The organism is Aeromonas sp. 601039 (assembly GCF_049174415.1).
Lineage (GTDB): Bacteria > Pseudomonadota > Gammaproteobacteria > Enterobacterales > Aeromonadaceae > Aeromonas > Aeromonas veronii_A.
This window is the reverse complement of sequence record NZ_JAAKTL010000039.1, coordinates 1-15,949: the sequence shown is the minus strand read 5'-3', so window position 1 is coordinate 15,949 and position 15,949 is coordinate 1. Positions and strand designations below refer to the sequence as shown.

General features: G+C 55.9%; 18 protein-coding genes and 1 pseudogene. 4 read left to right on the top strand and 15 right to left on the bottom strand.

The features are described from left to right. Nucleotides 1-135 precede the first annotated feature (135 nt). The 12 genes from G5195_RS19840 to G5195_RS19785 all read right to left on the bottom strand — a co-directional run bounded on the left by G5195_RS19840 (nt 136) and on the right by G5195_RS19785 (nt 11,008). Nucleotides 136-456 (bottom strand): hypothetical protein, encoded by a 321-nt coding sequence (locus G5195_RS19840; protein ID WP_421223922.1) that lies wholly within the window; start codon nt 454-456, stop codon nt 136-138. 274 nt (nt 457-730) lie between these two features. Then, complete coding sequence (locus G5195_RS19835) at nt 731-1,138, bottom strand: hypothetical protein (RefSeq protein WP_421236405.1); 408 nt, start codon at nt 1,136-1,138, stop codon at nt 731-733. A 483-nt stretch (nt 1,139-1,621) separates the two neighbouring features. Continuing rightward, nucleotides 1,622-2,488 carry a TIR domain-containing protein gene (locus tag G5195_RS19830; protein ID WP_421236404.1) on the bottom strand — a complete coding sequence of 289 codons (867 nt, stop codon included), beginning with the start codon at nt 2,486-2,488 and terminating at the stop codon, nt 1,622-1,624. 596 nt (nt 2,489-3,084) lie between these two features. After that, on the bottom strand, nt 3,085-4,722 hold the full coding sequence (locus tag G5195_RS19825; RefSeq protein WP_421223916.1) for a PAS domain-containing methyl-accepting chemotaxis protein: 1,638 nt from the start codon (nt 4,720-4,722) through the stop codon (nt 3,085-3,087). Nucleotides 4,723-4,980: 258 nt separating this feature from the next. Continuing rightward, on the bottom strand, nt 4,981-5,841 hold the full coding sequence (locus G5195_RS19820) for a TIGR03899 family protein (protein ID WP_236368439.1): 861 nt from the start codon (nt 5,839-5,841) through the stop codon (nt 4,981-4,983). A 104-nt stretch (nt 5,842-5,945) separates the two neighbouring features. Then, nucleotides 5,946-6,422 carry a DUF3299 domain-containing protein gene (locus tag G5195_RS19815; RefSeq protein ID WP_157161970.1) on the bottom strand — a complete coding sequence of 159 codons (477 nt, stop codon included), beginning with the start codon at nt 6,420-6,422 and terminating at the stop codon, nt 5,946-5,948. 31 nt (nt 6,423-6,453) lie between these two features. Next, on the bottom strand, nt 6,454-7,701 hold the full coding sequence (locus G5195_RS19810; protein WP_421223914.1) for an ABC transporter permease: 1,248 nt from the start codon (nt 7,699-7,701) through the stop codon (nt 6,454-6,456). Beyond that, nucleotides 7,695-8,384, bottom strand: coding sequence for an ABC transporter ATP-binding protein (locus tag G5195_RS19805; protein ID WP_042063153.1), 690 nt, complete (start codon nt 8,382-8,384; stop codon nt 7,695-7,697). The genes G5195_RS19810 and G5195_RS19805 overlap by 7 nt, the downstream gene beginning before the upstream one ends. A gap of 4 nt (nt 8,385-8,388) precedes the next feature. Beyond that, nucleotides 8,389-8,979 carry a DUF2796 domain-containing protein gene (locus G5195_RS19800; protein ID WP_323925040.1) on the bottom strand — a complete coding sequence of 197 codons (591 nt, stop codon included), beginning with the start codon at nt 8,977-8,979 and terminating at the stop codon, nt 8,389-8,391. A gap of 31 nt (nt 8,980-9,010) precedes the next feature. Next, a complete protein-coding gene (locus G5195_RS19795; protein WP_005362913.1) occupies nt 9,011-9,310 on the bottom strand; it encodes a DUF2607 family protein in 300 nt (99 codons plus the stop codon). A 44-nt stretch (nt 9,311-9,354) separates the two neighbouring features. Beyond that, nucleotides 9,355-9,897, bottom strand: coding sequence for a YtfJ family protein (locus tag G5195_RS19790; RefSeq protein WP_005343253.1), 543 nt, complete (start codon nt 9,895-9,897; stop codon nt 9,355-9,357). 220 nt (nt 9,898-10,117) lie between these two features. Next, nucleotides 10,118-11,008 (bottom strand): hypothetical protein, encoded by an 891-nt coding sequence (locus G5195_RS19785; RefSeq protein WP_216950182.1) that lies wholly within the window; start codon nt 11,006-11,008, stop codon nt 10,118-10,120. Nucleotides 11,009-11,147: 139 nt separating this feature from the next. On the opposite strand from G5195_RS19785, the gene G5195_RS19780 reads away from it, so the two are divergent. Then, on the top strand, nt 11,148-11,495 hold the full coding sequence (locus tag G5195_RS19780) for a hypothetical protein (RefSeq protein ID WP_216975921.1): 348 nt from the start codon (nt 11,148-11,150) through the stop codon (nt 11,493-11,495). Nucleotides 11,496-11,523: 28 nt separating this feature from the next. Here G5195_RS19780 and ppa read toward each other — a convergent pair whose 3' ends face one another. The 3 genes from ppa to G5195_RS19765 all read right to left on the bottom strand — a co-directional run bounded on the left by ppa (nt 11,524) and on the right by G5195_RS19765 (nt 14,843). Further along, entirely contained in the window at nt 11,524-12,054 is a 531-nt protein-coding gene (ppa, locus tag G5195_RS19775) for an inorganic diphosphatase (protein ID WP_005335667.1), read from the bottom strand. A 216-nt stretch (nt 12,055-12,270) separates the two neighbouring features. Next, complete coding sequence (locus G5195_RS19770; protein WP_421223911.1) at nt 12,271-13,851, bottom strand: DUF3369 domain-containing protein; 1,581 nt, start codon at nt 13,849-13,851, stop codon at nt 12,271-12,273. A gap of 110 nt (nt 13,852-13,961) precedes the next feature. Next, nucleotides 13,962-14,843, bottom strand: a complete 882-nt coding sequence (locus G5195_RS19765; protein WP_216979467.1) for a LysR family transcriptional regulator — start codon at nt 14,841-14,843, stop codon at nt 13,962-13,964. Between the two features lie 158 nt (nt 14,844-15,001). On the opposite strand from G5195_RS19765, the gene G5195_RS19760 reads away from it, so the two are divergent. From G5195_RS19760 to G5195_RS19750, 3 genes and pseudogenes are all read left to right on the top strand, one after another. After that, entirely contained in the window at nt 15,002-15,388 is a 387-nt protein-coding gene (locus G5195_RS19760; protein WP_421223910.1) for a DMT family transporter, read from the top strand. After that, complete coding sequence (locus G5195_RS19755; RefSeq protein WP_005335659.1) at nt 15,385-15,705, top strand: SMR family transporter; 321 nt, start codon at nt 15,385-15,387, stop codon at nt 15,703-15,705. Before G5195_RS19760 ends, G5195_RS19755 begins: the two co-directional genes overlap by 4 nt. Nucleotides 15,706-15,817: 112 nt before the next feature. Further along, a pseudogene (locus G5195_RS19750) lies at nt 15,818-15,949 on the top strand (IS3 family transposase); the annotation flags it as partial.

The window sequence follows — 15,949 nt, the reverse complement described above, 5'->3', positions numbered from 1 at the left end:
CACAATAATGGGATACCGCCAGCAAAAGCCGAAGATCGGCCTAACCAAGTGTCCGGATTTAGTTGACCACTACATACGCTGCGCTATTCGAACCTACGGGCTATATTGCGCCCAGGACTATGGGGCGAAAATCAGTTATTTTTTGAGTTTTTTTGTAATGCTTTGAGATATCTCAGTCATTTCAAATACAAATTCTGTCTCAAGAAAATCATTTACAAACGAGGGTTTGATATTATCTAATTTCCTCCATTCCTCATGTTTATAGATGAAGTCAAGATAATTTTTAAGTAAAGCCTGGTTTGTTGTTTTTCTTGATAACTGCTTTTTTAGTGACTCAGCCGTCAGCTTTGATTTATATGAGTGATACTTATCGTACTCTATAACGAAATCATTAAGGCTCCAGCCGATTTTTGACATTTCCGTCTTGATTGTTATGGCAAAATTATCTGGTTTCATTTTTGTCCCCAAATGTCCCCCCAATTATCGCTAACCTTTACATGTCCAGACTGATTCTGGATATGTTAACTAATATATGGAGTGTTGAAAATGGCAAAAGGTAGTGCTTCTAATTCAAGTAATTCAGGTAAGGGCGGTAGTAGTCGAGGTCCTTCTTCACACACTGGGACCGGTGGTAACTGGCCGTCAACGACTGGGAATCCCTCTGGGGGAGGAAGAGGAAACGCCCCTTCAAAAGGTGGCAAATAACTCTAAATAAAAATGGGCGGTGAAGCTAGCCTTCCCGCCTTATACACTCATTAGTATTTTTTTGAAAAGCTGATAAAAAACTTTTTTTATCAACATTGTATCTAATGTATGAAATTTCATTCATGGTATCTTTCATTGCGCATAAACAAACATCTTTTCTGTGAAGGTAAATGGTTTTACTTACCAACTCCGGATCTGCATTCGTGCATGCATCAACAATAGAATACTCGACTGACATAGGGTAGCGATTATCAAGTAAAGCATAGTCAGCAACTTGCCCACTTATAATTCCAATCGCTAGTATCGTGCCGCCTGACATAATCTTTTTTTTGAAAGTGTGCCCTGTTAGTTCCTCTTGGCAATGGCCACATTTTACTTTTGCCTCTATATGTAAATCATTTTTTTTAGAACACTTTGGGCATTCAATTATCATATCTGTTCCATGATAAATAATTAATGTTATTGGATCCGTAGTAAGTTCAGGCTGTCACTATTTTCATTCAGATGGGCTTTTTGCTGCCAGCCATTGTTGGCTCGTATAAGCCGAATGGAGGTCACAAGACAGTGCCACCATTGGCAATGACACCTTCGCCAAGTCAGAGAAAACTGACAGATTTAGTTGACCATCATAACAGGCGCTTGTGAGATGGCGGAAGCAACTATAAGCAAAAATGGGGTCATTATCGGAAAACTCATAAATTTAGCTTATAGTGACACCGGCGAGCCTTGAGCCAACCCAAAGCGGTCGATAGCAACCCCGCAAGGGGATCTTCCGATCCTTGCTTATATCGCGGCGGGGTTATTCGCGATTGTCCGAATACGCTGCGCTATTCGAACCTACGGGCTAACGCTCGCATTAACAGCTTGCTTGATTCCCTGCGTATGCACGTCTGACCATAGCCGATGGTTAAATTTATCACTGCTCGTTGAGGCGGATTCTATCCAATATAAAATCGGCTATCTGCTCGGGTCTAAATCTATTCATGTCAATATATCCATCGTGTGAAAATACTCCTGGTATTTGTGCGTTATCTGATCTAATGAACATAACAGAATGATCGCTTTTATTGTTAATGATTCCCCGAATAGCTCGCCATTCAATGCCGCACCACATTTTTCTTTCATAGTCTCCTGAAAGAAAAACTACGATCAAATCTGAATTTTTGAGGTAAACAGTTTGAAATAGGCTATCGAGATTTGGACGCGCAAGTTGAGCTGTAAAGTCATCATCGTAGAAAATACTGCCTGCTGGTAAAGCGCTTTTCAATCTATTTACAATAGAAAGAACGGATTTTCTAACTTCACCCGGGAATGAAAAGGCAACCTTAAATCTAAGTTCTTCCAGCTTACCCGTTCGTCCTACTGGGTTAATGAATTTCCGATCAATGAGCCCAGCTGAATGCAACCGACCAAACAAGTCTTCATCCTTTACTGCCCAGTGAGTTCGATTCATTTCCCATTCGCCAATATCTAGCAAGTTGCTAATTGGTGCAATTTCTGAAAATGGAATTGGAGGAATTTCGTTCTCAAATTCATACTCGATCATAATCGAACGGCTTCTTTCTTTGAGAGAACGAATGTATCCGACTCTCACCGGTTCGCTCTTACCTTCATAAGCAAATAGGCAAGGGAACGATTTCAACAACTCAATGTGCTCAGCGGTGAGAACCTTAAATAAAGTTTTTTCTTTGTCGTTAGTATGCTCAAGAAATCTATCTCTAGTGTACTCATAGGCTGGAAGGTCCCATGCACCATCATGGGCAGTAACTAAAAGGTTGTACATTACTAACAGTCCCCTTGAAAAATATAAAAATGACTCGGTGTAAGGTGGTATTCACATCTTAATACCGCCTTTAATCTAACTTATCTCGTATTTTTGGCTAAAAATCGTAGGTTGGTGCTAAACGAAGTGAAGCCCAACATTTACCGCAGAAACGTATCTGCAAATTTGTGAGCAACCCAATCCATGTTTATCCGGCTCTGGTTGGCATAATGATGCTTGTCTGTTGGACTTCCTGCGCTCTGCACCAACCAGCAAAAACCACGCTACCGCCCCTGAATTTCAGCCTCCAGCTTGCTGCTTTTACCTGTGATTTGGCACTGGTTTGGCTCATGGCTGACTCCGACGAGGGGTTGCCAAGCGGCTATGTTACCGAACGGGGCTGGGGTGAAAAGCGCAAGCGGGTGGTTTTCTGAGCAAGATCAATAAATTAATAAATAACGGACGGTGATATAACCGCAGCACCGCAGCAGCCTATCCGCGCAGAGTGAGATTGGAAGGTGAAAGCGAGAGTGCCGCCCTCTTGTTGGCGGGCATTAAAAAACCCTATGGACCCTAAGGCCCATAGGGTTTTGCTGAGGTGATTGTTTGGGTAGTGGTTATCTGGCTTGGCGAACCGGCACGGCGCGGGTGGTGGCCACTTCGTAGCGGCTCTGGGTTGCCGGAGCGCCCTTCTGGAACTGGCGTACCAGCCGGTCTAGATCGCTCAACTGGTTTACCAGCTGGGTGATGCCGTGCACGGCGTGCTGGCTGCCGACGCTGGAGTCATCGGCCAGGGTCTTGATGCTGAGCACGTTGCGGTTGATCTCGGCGGTGACGTGGAACTGCTCCTGCACCGCCTGGGCAATCTGGCCGCTGCCGGAGGCGACCTGCTGCAGCATATCGTTGATCTGCTGGAGAATGGTGCCGGTTGCCGAGGCTTTTTGCTGGCAGCTCTCGGAGAGTTGGCAGCCCTTCTCCATCGCCTGCTCTGCATCCCCGGCGCTGGTTTGCAGCTCGGTGATCATCTTCTGGATCTCGCTGGTCGAGGATTGGGTCTTGATGGCGAGGGTGCGGATCTCGTCAGCCACTACCGAGAAGCCGCGACCTGCTTCGCCAGCCCGGGCCGCTTCGATGGCGGCGTTGAGGGCCAGCAGGTTGGTCTGGTTGGCGATGTTGTTGATCACATCAAGGATGCCGTCGATATCGCGGCAGTGGCCGACCAGCGCACTGATCACGCTCTTGGAGGTGATAAGTTCGCTGTTCATGCCCGCCACGGCGGCCACGGTTTCGGCCACGCTGTGGTTGCCGCTCTTGAACAGGTCGGCGGTCTCGTCCAGCAGGCTGGAGGATTCGCTGGAGCTCTGTGAAACCTCGCGAATGGATTCCGACATCTCGGTCACGGCAGTGGCTACCTGATTGGTTTCGGCCTGCTGCTGTTGCAGGTTGTCGGTGATGGATTCGGCGTTGCGCAGATCCCCTTCGGCGGCCTGCAGGATCTTGCTGCAGGTCTGTTGGGTACGGGCCAGCACGGCGTTGAACTCGGCCTGATTCATCACCATCGAGAGCTCGATGGCGGCGATGTTGTCCACCTTGTTGGTGTAGAGCAGTTGCATCAGCGGGTTGTCAAAGCGGCTGCGGGCCATCTTGTTGAGCTTGCCGAGGCGACGGGAGAGGGCATTCAGGGTGATGGCCGCTATCGCCAGCGGCAGGGCAGCCAGCGCCAGTTGCCAGTTCATATCCTGGTTGTAGCCCAGCGCAAACATGGCGAGCAGGCTCAGCAGCAGGCAGAGGTTGATGGTCAGGGTATGGGAGAAGGTGGGCAGCTTGAGCGCCAGCGGCAGCTTGTTGTTGCGAAGGTCGGCATAGACCTTCTCGGCCCGCTGTTTGATCTCCTCGCTCGGGGCGGTGCGCACCGACTGATACTCCACCACCCGGCCGCTGGCATCCTTGATGGGGGTGACAAAGGCGCTGACCCAGTAGTGATCGCCACTCTTGCAGCGGTTCTTCACCGGCCCCATCCAGCTCTTGCCTTCGCGGATATGGTTCCACAGATCGGCAAAGGCCTGTTTCGGCATGTCAGGATGACGTACCAGATTGTGGTGTTCCCCCAGCAGCTCGTCGAGCTGGAAGCCTGCTATCTCGCAGAACTCATCGTTGGCGTAGGTGATGCGGCTCTCCAGATCCGTGGTGGAGATGAGGCTCTGGTGGTCTGGATAGAGACGTTCTCTTTGGGTAACCGGTTGATTGATTCTCATAGCCATGCTTCCGGGCTGTGGTGGTTGAAAATTGATCTACATCAAACTTCAAAGCAAAGGGCGGGCCATTAATCACGTTAAGTGATTTTTGTGTCAATAAAGGGGCGCAGCCACTGAATGTGGCGCTGCTGTCGTTGCAATGTGCAAAAAGCGAGCGGAAAGGTGCGAGGGGAGCTGCATTTTGCACCTCACTTTGCTGAGTGAGGTGCTGTGAGCGGGATCTGTGGCGCGTCGGTGGGCGTGTTCCCCCATCGACGATCAGGGCGCGGCGTCAGGGGGGGGCGGTGTGGTCTCGCTGACCTGATGCTGGACCTCGATCTGGATACCCTGCACCAGCACGGTTTTCAGATCCTGCAGGTACTCTTCCAGCGGCGACTCTTGCAGCAGCTGGGCGAGCTCGTTGCCCACCGGGGTGAGGCGGTAGTAGAGCAGGGTGATGTTGTGCTGCTTGCACTGCAGCCGCCAGCGCTGGTTGCCGAACTCCAGCTCGACCCCATCGGCGGGCAGCGGGCCGGACTCCAGCTCCGCGCGATGCAGCAGCCCGAGCTCAAACAGTTGCAGCAGGGCGTTGTAGGGGAGGCGGTATTTGCCAAGGCCGAGCCGCGTTGCCTTGGCGCGGCTCAGCAAGCTGGCCCCCTTGTGCAGCCCCAGCAGCAGTCGCTGCTCGTCGCTGCCGGTGTAGTGGCAAGTCAGTGAACAGATGCGCTGGAACAGCTGGGCCTCGCGCTGAGTCATCTCTTTGAGGGTGGCGAGCGCCCGGATGGAGAAGCGGCCCGGGGTGGCTACTTCCAGCGCGAAGATCCGCCCCCACAGTTGCTGCATCGGCACCATGCTGATATCTTCCGCCAGTTGCAGGAAGCGGGTCAGCCAGTCGCTGTCCATCTCGCCGCCAGCCGCGGTCTCTTCGCAGTGGCGGGAGGCCATCACCATGATGGCTTCCAGATTGCGCTGGCGGGCAGCCTGATCCGCCAGATGGCGAAAGGTGGCGCGCTGTTCGAAGGTGCTGTCGGTGTTGCGGGTGAGCATGCCGTCGATGCCGCGACTGCGGGCCAGACGCAGGGTCTGCTCCTGGCTGCTCAGGATCGAACTCTCTTTTTTCGGGGGGGGGAGGTCTGCCATGCTGACTCCATTCGCACAGGTTCTGGAGCTGAATGTTACTCCAACCGGGATGCCAAGATAACAAAGCGGCCTCCGTGGAGGCCGCTTTTTTTGCAACGGGAGGATTACTCCTCGTAGACGCTCACCTCGACCGCTTCCATCGAATAGGAGGCGGTGGCCATCTCGTGGCTGGAGCTGACCGTGCGCATCTTGCCCTTCACCCAGATGGCATCCCACAGATCATCCACCGGCGCACCCTTGGGGTAGCTCACATAGATCACCTGATTGGTGGGGGGCGGCGGCACATGGATACAGGCGCCGAAGTAGGGCACCAGCAGGAAGGCGGTGATCTTCTTGGCATCCCCTTCCAGCGGCACCACGAAGCCCGGAATGCGAACATCCTGGTTGTCCAGCTTCTTGTTTACCCCACCCACCGGTTGCGGCACGGAGGCGAGATCCCCATCGTGGTTCACCTGCGGAGGCGGCAGCAGTTTCTCCCCTTCCGGGATGAGCACATCCCAGTCGATGGTCTTGTAATCGGCGGCCAGGGCGGGTAGCACCAGCAGGCTGGCGAGCAGCGCCACTATTTTCCACTTCATCATCTGTCCTTCTGTTTCTATCTTGGACGTCTCGCTAGACGCGAATACTCATGCCATCGCTCAGGCTGTAGCGGTAAGCGCGGGCTGCAGGGAGCAGGCCGATCACCATGCCCGCCAGCCACACCACCCCCAGCAACTGCCACTCATAGACGCTCGGCAGCCCCAGACTCAGTTGCAGGCCATAGTGGCTGAGCAGCCAGGGGGTGGCAAGCCCCTGCCCGAGATAGAGTACGCCGACCCCGAGGGCGATGCCGACCGTGGTCAGTGCCATTGCCTCCAGCGTCAGCAGCAGGAACAGGTGAGAGGGGCCCGCACCGAGGGATCGCAAGATGGCGAGCTCCCGGCGCCGCTCGTTAAGCCCCGCCAGCAGGGTAGTCAGCATGCCGATAAGGCCCGCTACCACCACAAAACCGGCGATGACCGAGAGAGCGGTTTCCGCCACGCTCATCAGGCTCCACAGCTCCTGCAGGGCGGCCCCCGGCAGTATCGCCATCAGCGGCTCTTTGGGATAGGTGTTGACGCTGCGCTGCAGCTGGAACGCCAGGATCCGGTTGCTCAAGCCCACCATAAAGGCGGTGATGGTTTTCGGGGTGAGATCCTGCGCCAGCGCCTGCTCCGGCGTCACGTTCTTGCTGTGGCGGCCGGTGTCCCAACCGAGATGGATCGCCTCGATCCCCGCCAGCGGCACATGGATGGTGCGATCGATGGGCGTGCCGGTCGGCGCCAGAATGCCCACCACCTTGAATGGCAGGTTGTCGTGCTGGCTGAACGAGGTGTTGCCAGCGCCGTGGGCGATAACGATGGATTGGTCGAGGTGATAGCCGAGCTTCTCGGCCACCTGAGCGCCGAGTACCGCTTCAAACGGCGTGTCGAACGGCCGTCCTTCGCGCAGTTGCAGCGATTGCTGCTGACCGTACTTCAGGTGGGTGAAGTAGTCGCCATTGGTGCCGAGCACCCGAAATCCCTTGTGGGAGTCACCAAGGGAAAGCGGGATGGTCCAGGCAACGCCCGGTTTCTGTTTGATGGCTTGATAAGAGTCCCACCCCACGTTGTTGGTGGGGTTGCCGATGCGAAACACCGAGTAGAGCAGCAGGTTCACCTGACCGGAGCGGGCGCCGACGATGAGATCGGTCCCCGAGACGGTGTTGGAGAAACTTTCGCGGGCCTGAGTACGCACCCGCTCCACCCCGAGCAGCAGGGTGACGCTGATGGCGACGGCCAGCAGGGTGAGCCCGGCGGTAAGGCGGCGGGCCCAGAGACTTTGCAGGGCGAGCTTTAGCACGTAGCCCTCCGGTTAAGTTGTTGCAGGTTTTCCACCCGTGGGAACAGGGGTTCGAGATAAGGGTCGTGACTGACGAAGATCAGGGTCGAGCCCTGCTTGTCGCACTCCTCGAACAGCAGCTTGATAAAGGCCGCCCGGTTATCGGTGTCGAGGGCCGAGGTGGGCTCGTCGGCGATCACCAGTGGCGGCGAGCCGATCAGCGCCCGTGCGGCAGCAACCCGCTGCTGCTGGCCGATGCTGAGGGCATGGACGGGGCGATGCAGTGCGTCATCCGGCAGTTGCAGCTCCGCCAGCAGACGGCGCGCCTCCTGCTCCGGACTCCCTTGCAGGCGAGCCCGTTTGGCGGGCGAAAAGGTGAGGGCAGCGGTCACGTTGTCCTGCACCGAGAGAAAAGGCAGCAGATTGAACTGTTGGAAGATATAACCCAGATTGGCCGCCCGGAAGTGGTCACGGGCACGGCCAGAGAGCCGGGCCAATGGTTGGCCCAGCACCTCCAGGGTGCCGTGGTTGGCGGTCTGGATCCCGGCCAGCAACCCGAGCAGGGTCGACTTGCCAGAGCCCGACGGGCCCTTGATAAAGACCCGCTCACCCTCGCGGATGGTGAGGGCGGGCAGATCGAGTACAGCGTCGCCACCTGGCCAGGCAAAGGCCAGATCGCGGATCTCAACCACGGCTTTTTTCATGGCGTTACCAGCTCAGCTTGTTGGCGGACGGGGTCAGCTCGCCTGCGGTCTGGCCGGTGGGCAGGATCCCCTGCACGCTCAGCTTCTCAAGGCTCGGATAGACGCTGAACAGGGTCGCCTCAAGGCCGGTCAGTTTGGCCGGCGTGGCACAGGTGTAGGTGTACATGGCGCCCATATCGGCGTGACCCGCTTCGTCATGATCATGGTGGTCTTCATGTTTGTCGCTGGCAGCCTTGTCATGGTCATGGTCATGGTCATGGTCATGGTCGTGATCTTCTTTTGCTGCTTGCAACTCCTGTTGGGTCAGTTTGCAGCCAGCAGCCGGGTCGAAGCGGAACAGGGCGTCAGGTTGCTGGAGGCGGGCGACCGCCTTGGCGTATTGCGCCTTCTCTTCATCGCTCTTGGCGGCGTGCTCGAAGCCCACCAGATCGGCTGCGGGTGCCTGCAGTTCGATCATCAACTGGTCGCCATCGACCACCAGATTGAGGTGGCCGTGGCCATGCTCGTGGGCGCCGTGGCTGTGGCTCTCGTGTTCGTCGTGATTGGCGTGTGCGCCAAAGGCCGCAGCGGCCAGCAACAGAGTGACTGCTTTCATCTTTAATCCTTTTTCAAAACAAATAGCGAAATTAAACAAAGGGATAGAGAAAAGCAGAGGCGGGCGGCGCACGGATGGCATAGCTGTGAAGCGTGGCGGTATCTGCCGAGCGTTGCATGATTGAAACTGCGGGCAGAACAGAGGTCGAACCGGGGAAACAATAGGGGGTAGCGGTGATGACCTGTTTGCCATCCAGATGGAGGGCGCAAACCAGGCAGTGATGGTCGTCGTGGCCGGGCAGGGCAGATTCAAACTGGTGCCGGGCAAGGGCAGGCTGCAGCCATAACCAGCCCAGCAGCAAGATCCAGATTTTCAGCTTGATACGACCCATAGACCCTTATGGAAAGGGCGCCATCAGCGCCCTTTCTCTCTGACTTAGAGATGGGACTTGATGAGCCCCATCACGGTAGCAATGTTGTTGGCATCGAGCTGGCCATCTTTGGCAAACAGCACCTTGCCCTCTTTATCCAGCAGAATGATCGCCGAGCTTTCCGGCGTCAGATCCCAGGCGTTGCGCGCCATGCCCTTGGCATCCAGCACCATGGCGGACCATGGGAACTCTTTCTTGCTGTCCTCGGCACTGCTCTTCACGAAGCCGGAGGTGCCCCAGATGGCGTCATTGCTGTTGATGACGGTAACGGTCTGGTACTTGTCTTGCGGCAACTTGGCGGCCTTGATCGCCTCGATCATCGGGGCGTTCAGCTCCTTGGCACTGGAGCGACCTGCAATATGCTGGATCAGGAATACCTTGCCGGTGAGCGAGGTGCTCTGCCACGGCTGGTAGCCGATATCCTTGCCGTTCAGTACCAGCTCACCCTTGTCGCTGACATTGACCAGCGGAACCGGGTTGCCATCCTTGAAGTTGTGAGCAAAGACCAGAGATGGCAGCAGCGCCAAAGTAAGTACGAGATGTTTCATCCTGATGACACTCCATTTGTTATGTTATAACGAGTTTCGGATTGAGGGAATGGGCGAGCTTCATCCTAAACTGATCGGATCTGTTTAAAAAGTGTTAAATAAGATCGCAATTCAGAAGCGTCGGCGCCCCGCCAGTCAGGTGGTTGGCTGGCAAGGGCGGCTAGGATGGCATGACATCGATAAAAATCAATGAATTGGCAGCTGGTCTGAGCTGTCTGCGTCAGTAGAGCGACTCGCTGATGAGGGGGATCTTGGCCATGGTCATCTGCTGGGCCAGCAGGGACGAGCCGGTCAGCAGCACATGGCGCTGATTGTTGATCACCACCACATCACCGGGTACGCCACTGTCTGCCGTAATGGCCAGCCAGGCAGGGGAGACGCTGCCGATGCTGATATCCGGATAGATGATGCTGAGCACATATTGCGGGGCCAGCTCTGCCAGCAGGCTGGCCATCAGCAGAGCCTTCTCATCGCTGTCGGCCTTGTTATCTTGCAGTGCCTGCAGCGGCGGCGCGAAGTGATCCAGCTGCTCCGGCTGGGTGGGGATGGCGTTTAGCCACTCTTGCATCAGGCTGACGCTGGTGGCGAGATCCTTGGCGGCAAACTGCTGCGCCAGTGGCTTGAGGTGCCCTTTGAAGTGGTAGAAGAGCTGGGAGTAATCGGGGCGTACGCAAGGCAGTTTGCGATTGGCAGGATGGACGCAGGGTATCACCCTCATCTGGTAGAAGGCATCCTCCTGATACTGTTGGTAGGCTTGCCAGAACAGCAGCGACTCCATGCTGTCGTCCCGCAGGGTGAAGGCCTGCTCCAGATTGCGAAACTTGGTAGCTGTCTCGGGGCTGCTCTGATTGATCAGGTTGATGCTGTTGTAGAGCCGTGGGCTGATATAGGCGTAAAGGGTCTCCAGCGGATTGGTGAGAGAGGCCTTCAGCAGGCTCATCTCGTGGCGACTGGCGGCCATCACCTGATCGTCGGTGGTCAGCTGGAAGTGCTTGCGCTGGCCATCGGTGGATTGCCACTGCCAGCTCATGTTGATTTCGCTGGCGTTGCTTGTAGCACCAAGAGTGGTGCAGAGAGTGAGGCTGAGCAACAGCGCGGGGGTCAGCTTCATGGTGGTGCTTCCTGCCGTGGACGATAATTAACAACTAGGTGAGCCGGCACCACTTTGGTGATGTTTCGTTTTGTGATCTGGATAACAGATTGATGTGACTTTTAATTTAATTGTGAAATTAAGTCACTCTGGAGGAGTTATGAAGCCTTGGATCATAGTGCTGTTTGGGCTGCTCAGCCTGCCAGCAATGGCGGGTCAGGTGATCGTCAACAAGGGGATGTCCGTTGCGGATACCTTTGCCCTGCGTGATCAGCTGGCACGCGAGCACGAATGGCAGGAGTGGCTGCGCTACCAGCAGGCCATCAAGTGGCTGGAGGTGTTGCCGGTCAACTGCGAGCTGATGAGCCAGCCGGGCGGCGGCTATCGCTGTGGCGGTGATTACTATCGTCCCTACCAGAAAGATGGCCGTGAAATATACATTCAGGGCAATCCTGCCGAAGATGCGGCGGGTCAGTTACCGCAAACACCGACAAAAAAGGCGCCATAAGGCGCCTTTTTTACAAGCGAAGTGACGCTTACTTGGCAGCGTAACGCTCGGCAGAGGTTTTGATCTCGGCTTCGGCAGCAGCCTTGTCGCCCCAGCCTTCCACCTTGACCCATTTGCCCGCTTCCAGCTCTTTGTAGCGCTCGAAGAAGTGCTGGATCTGGGCTTTCAGCAGTTCCGGCAGATCGTTCACATCCTGGATGTGGTCGTACTGTTTGGTCAGCTTGGAGTGCGGTACGGCAACGATCTTGGCATCTTCGCCAGATTCGTCGGTCATCTTCAGCACGCCAACCGGACGGCAGCGAATGACGGAACCGGCCAGCAGCGGGTAGGGGGTCGGAACCAGTACGTCGACGGGGTCACCATCCAGAGAGAGAGTCGCGTTCACGTAGCCGTAGTTGCACGGATAGAACATCGGGGTAGACATGAAGCGATCGACGAAAATAGCACCGCTGTCCTTGTCGACTTCGTATTTGATCGGGTCGGCATTCTGCGGGATTTCGATGATGACGTAGATATCGTCGGGCAGGCTCTTGCCGGCCGGTACCAGGTTCAGGCTCATGATATTTCCTTCGTTGTTAGTATCAGGATTGCAGGCCGATATTATAGCGATGTGATGTTAAATGACCATATTTCAGCTGATATCGCAGCCAAAGAAGGGTGATGTTTCCGGTTTGCGGCGCGTTGATGTGTGCAGGATGCAACAAAACAGCTGTTTTGATGCCTTGCCGGTGACCTTGGTCACCGGCAAGGGATGCTGAGTGGCAAGTGCAGAGAGTCAGAGCGAGTAGGGGAGTCTCGACTCGTTGACCAGTCGCGACAGGGCTGTTACGACATGAGAGTCAAACTGGGTACCGGAGCGGGACTGGATATACTCCATGGTCTGCGCCAGCGTCCAGGGCTCCTTGTAGGGGCGCTTGCTGAGCAGGGCATCGAATACATCGACCACCGCCACTATCCTCGCCGACAGCGGGATCTGCTGGCCAGCCAGCTGCAGCGGATAGCCCTTGCCATCGAAGTGCTCGTGGTGGCCCCGGGCGATTTCGGCGCCGAGAGAGAGGTAACTGGTTCCCTCCACCATTTCGCCCGCCTTGTGCAGGATATTGGCGCCGATGCCGGCGTGCTGCTCCATGATGGCCCGCTCTTCCGGGTCGAAACGGCCGGGCTTGTGCAGGATATGGTCCGGGGTGCCCACCTTGCCCACATCGTGCAGGATGGAAGCCATACCGATCATTTCGACAAACTCCGGAGTCAGTTGCTCCGGGTAGACCGCCATCTGCTTCAATTCGGCCACGATGGCATCCGAGAGCTTCTGCACCCGCAAGACATGCTCGCCGGTATCGGAATCACGAAACTCCGCCAGCGCCGCCAGCGCCACCACGGTGGCCTCCTGGGCACGAAGCAGCTGGTTGTAGAGATAGAGATTGTCGTAGGCCGCCGAGATGCGCTGGCAGAAGACATCCAGCAGGTCGCACTCGAGAGGATCCAGAGGCTGGGTCGGGGTGAAGCTCAACACGAACTCGCGGCCATTCTGGGCTGCAATATAGAGAGAGTCCTGCGGGTGTTCAAAGCGGTTGCAGCGCTCGTTTAACGCCTTCATGACCGACTCTTTCAGGGCAGAAAATTCATCAAGGCTCTTCTCCTCCAGCAGCGCCTCGTAGTCTCCGGTTGCCGCCAGGATCTCAAGCCCATGTTCGCCTGGACGGCGTTCGGCACAGATGGCCCCTTCGGTGCCCACATCGAGAATGGCGCTGATCTGTTTGAGCACGCCGGAAGCAAACTCCTTGAGTGAATGGAGATGGTAGAGATCGCCCGCGCCCTCCAGAATTTTGCCGAGTCCCTGTCGGCTCTTGTCGATGGCGCTGAGGGTTTCGTAGGAGCGAAGGGAGGCGATGACGGTGGTGAAGAGTTTTTGTACCGTCAACTCGGTCTTGGTTTTGTAGTCGTTAATATCGTAATCGAGGATCACCCTTTGTTCCGGTGCCTGACCGGGCTGGCCGGTACGCAGCACGATCCGCACCAGCGAGTTGCGCATCTCGTTGCGGATCCGGTGCACCAGCCGCAAACCGGCATCTTCGGTCTCCATCACCACATCGAGCAGGATCAGGGCAATCCTGGGATTGGCCTCCAGCATGGTGGCGGCTTCAGCACCGCTGTAGGCGTTGAGCAGCTCGAGCGGGCGAGATTTGTACTGAATATTGGAGAGGGCAAGCCGGGTGGCGTGATGAATATCCGGCTCATCATCCACGATCAGCACTTGCCAGGGATTGAGTGCCTTGGGGACCACGACCTCTTCATCATCGAGTTCGATGATGTCGTCATCCAGCCAGATATCGTCCTTGTCTTGGGCACTGCTCATATCGGTTACGCCTCCGGCGCTCAATGAGTATGTGAAGAGTATGCACGATCACCTCTGTCAGGATCATCAGGATAAGCAGATATCGTGAGCTGGCACCGCCTCTTTCATCTTTACTCGAAAGGCTCAAGATAACTCTGGATCGATTTTTTCAACCAGGCCAATACTTTGCCGTGATAGGCATTTTCTGCCAGATAGACGCCATAGTCTCGCCACTGCAGGCTGAACTTGTGCTTCAGGGTCAGCAGGGTGCCTTGTCGGAGCTGGCTCTGGATAAGTGGCGAGGGGAGCACCGCCCAGCCCAGCCCATCGAGGACCGCGTTACGCATCAACTCGAAGCTGGAGAGACCTATATGCTGGCCTCCCACAGGTAGCAGGCTTTTTACAGAAAATTCATCTACATACGAGAGAGTTACCTGGGTGTGATCGGTCAGATCCTGCTGTTTGACCCGCTTCAGTCCGGCCAGCGGATGGCTGGGCGCCACCACCATCAGGGTGCGGATCGGGTTGAGCAGATCGATGTTGAGGCCGCTGCGCTCCTGATCCTCGGTAATAAGGCCAAATGCGGCATCGACGAACCCCTCTTCAACCAGCGCTGGCAGTTCAGGCGGAGAGGCAAGCACCAGCGAGATACTGGTGCCGGGAAACTGGTTGTGCAGGCTGGCCAGCATCTCGCGCCACACTTGCTCGGGGATGGCGTCATCGCGGGCAACCCGCAGCGCCACTTCGGCACCCGAGGCGTAATGTTTGCACTTCTGCTGCAAGCTGTTGGCCGCCTGTAGCAGGCGAGTGCAATCATCAAGTACCAGCTCGCCGATCTCGGTCAGGCGACTCTGATTGGCTCCTCGTTCGAAAAGTTCGACGCCAAGCTCAACTTCCAGTGCTGCGATGGAGGTGCTGACAGCGCTGCGGCTTTTGCCGAGACGACGGGCGGTGTTGGCAATAGAGCCGCTATTGGCTGACTCTACAAAGAGTTCTATCTGATATAACTTCATGTTTTACAGACCATGACGGAGTTTTTCACCATCACCTTAGCGTGCCGAACCAAGGCAAGGCAAACCTGTGGCGTCGGAATAATCGACGCTGAGCGATTGTCGCGAGTTGCTTCTCCCCGTTTACCATCTCTCCCGTCGAAGCAACAAAGGCATCCTATATGTTATTAAGTCGTATGTTTCTGGCCCGGCTGTTTTTGACCGGCGCCATCGTGACCGAGGTCGCCGGCACCTCCAGCATGACCATGATCCCCGAGCAGGGGGCTGGCTGGATGAATTACATCCCGATGTGGCTGTTGATCGGTTTCTCGTACTGGTTGCTGGCGAAAGCCGCCAAAACAATCTCCATTGGTATTGCGTTTGCGCTCTGGGAAGGGCTCGGGATCACCCTGATCACCATAGTGTCGGTCATGTTCCTCGGTTACGATGTGACCGTTCAGGAGCTGATTGGCCTGGCTCTCGCGATAGTGGGGATTGTTATGGTGACCATGGGGGAGACCCATGATGAGCCCGTAGACAAGTCAGTAGAAGCGGAGGCCACAGCATGAGTCCGTTTGTCATAGTGCTGGGCGCAGCCCTGATCGATATCGGCGCCAACATGGCTATCAACCGCTCCAAAGGCTTTCGTTACAAGGGGTGGGGCTTCCTGGGGATCATGCTGGTACTCGGCGCCTTTACCCTGCTCTCGGAAGCGGTAAGTGGCGGCCAGATTGACCTGGCTGTTGCCTACGCCACCTGGGGGGCTATCGGCATTGTCGGTACGGCGCTGGGCGGTTTGCTCTTCTTCGGTGAGCGGCTCAAGCCCATCGGCTGGGCTGGCATGATGGTGATGGCGCTGGCTGTCGTTATGCTGACTACCGCCTGATAACCTGAAGCAATAAGAAAAGCCGCCCGGTCGCAACCGGGCGGCTTTTGTTTGGCTGATGTCCCGTCCTGAATATGGTTTACACCTTTCCCCCCAATAAATGGAGAAACCGATGGGACAAGGTGTGAAACGGACACAGCGCGATTACTCGCTGACTTTTAAACTGTCACTGGTCGAGCAGATTGAAAAAGGCGAGCTCACCTACAAACAGGCTCAGGTGCGTTATGGCATTCAGGGCCGCTCC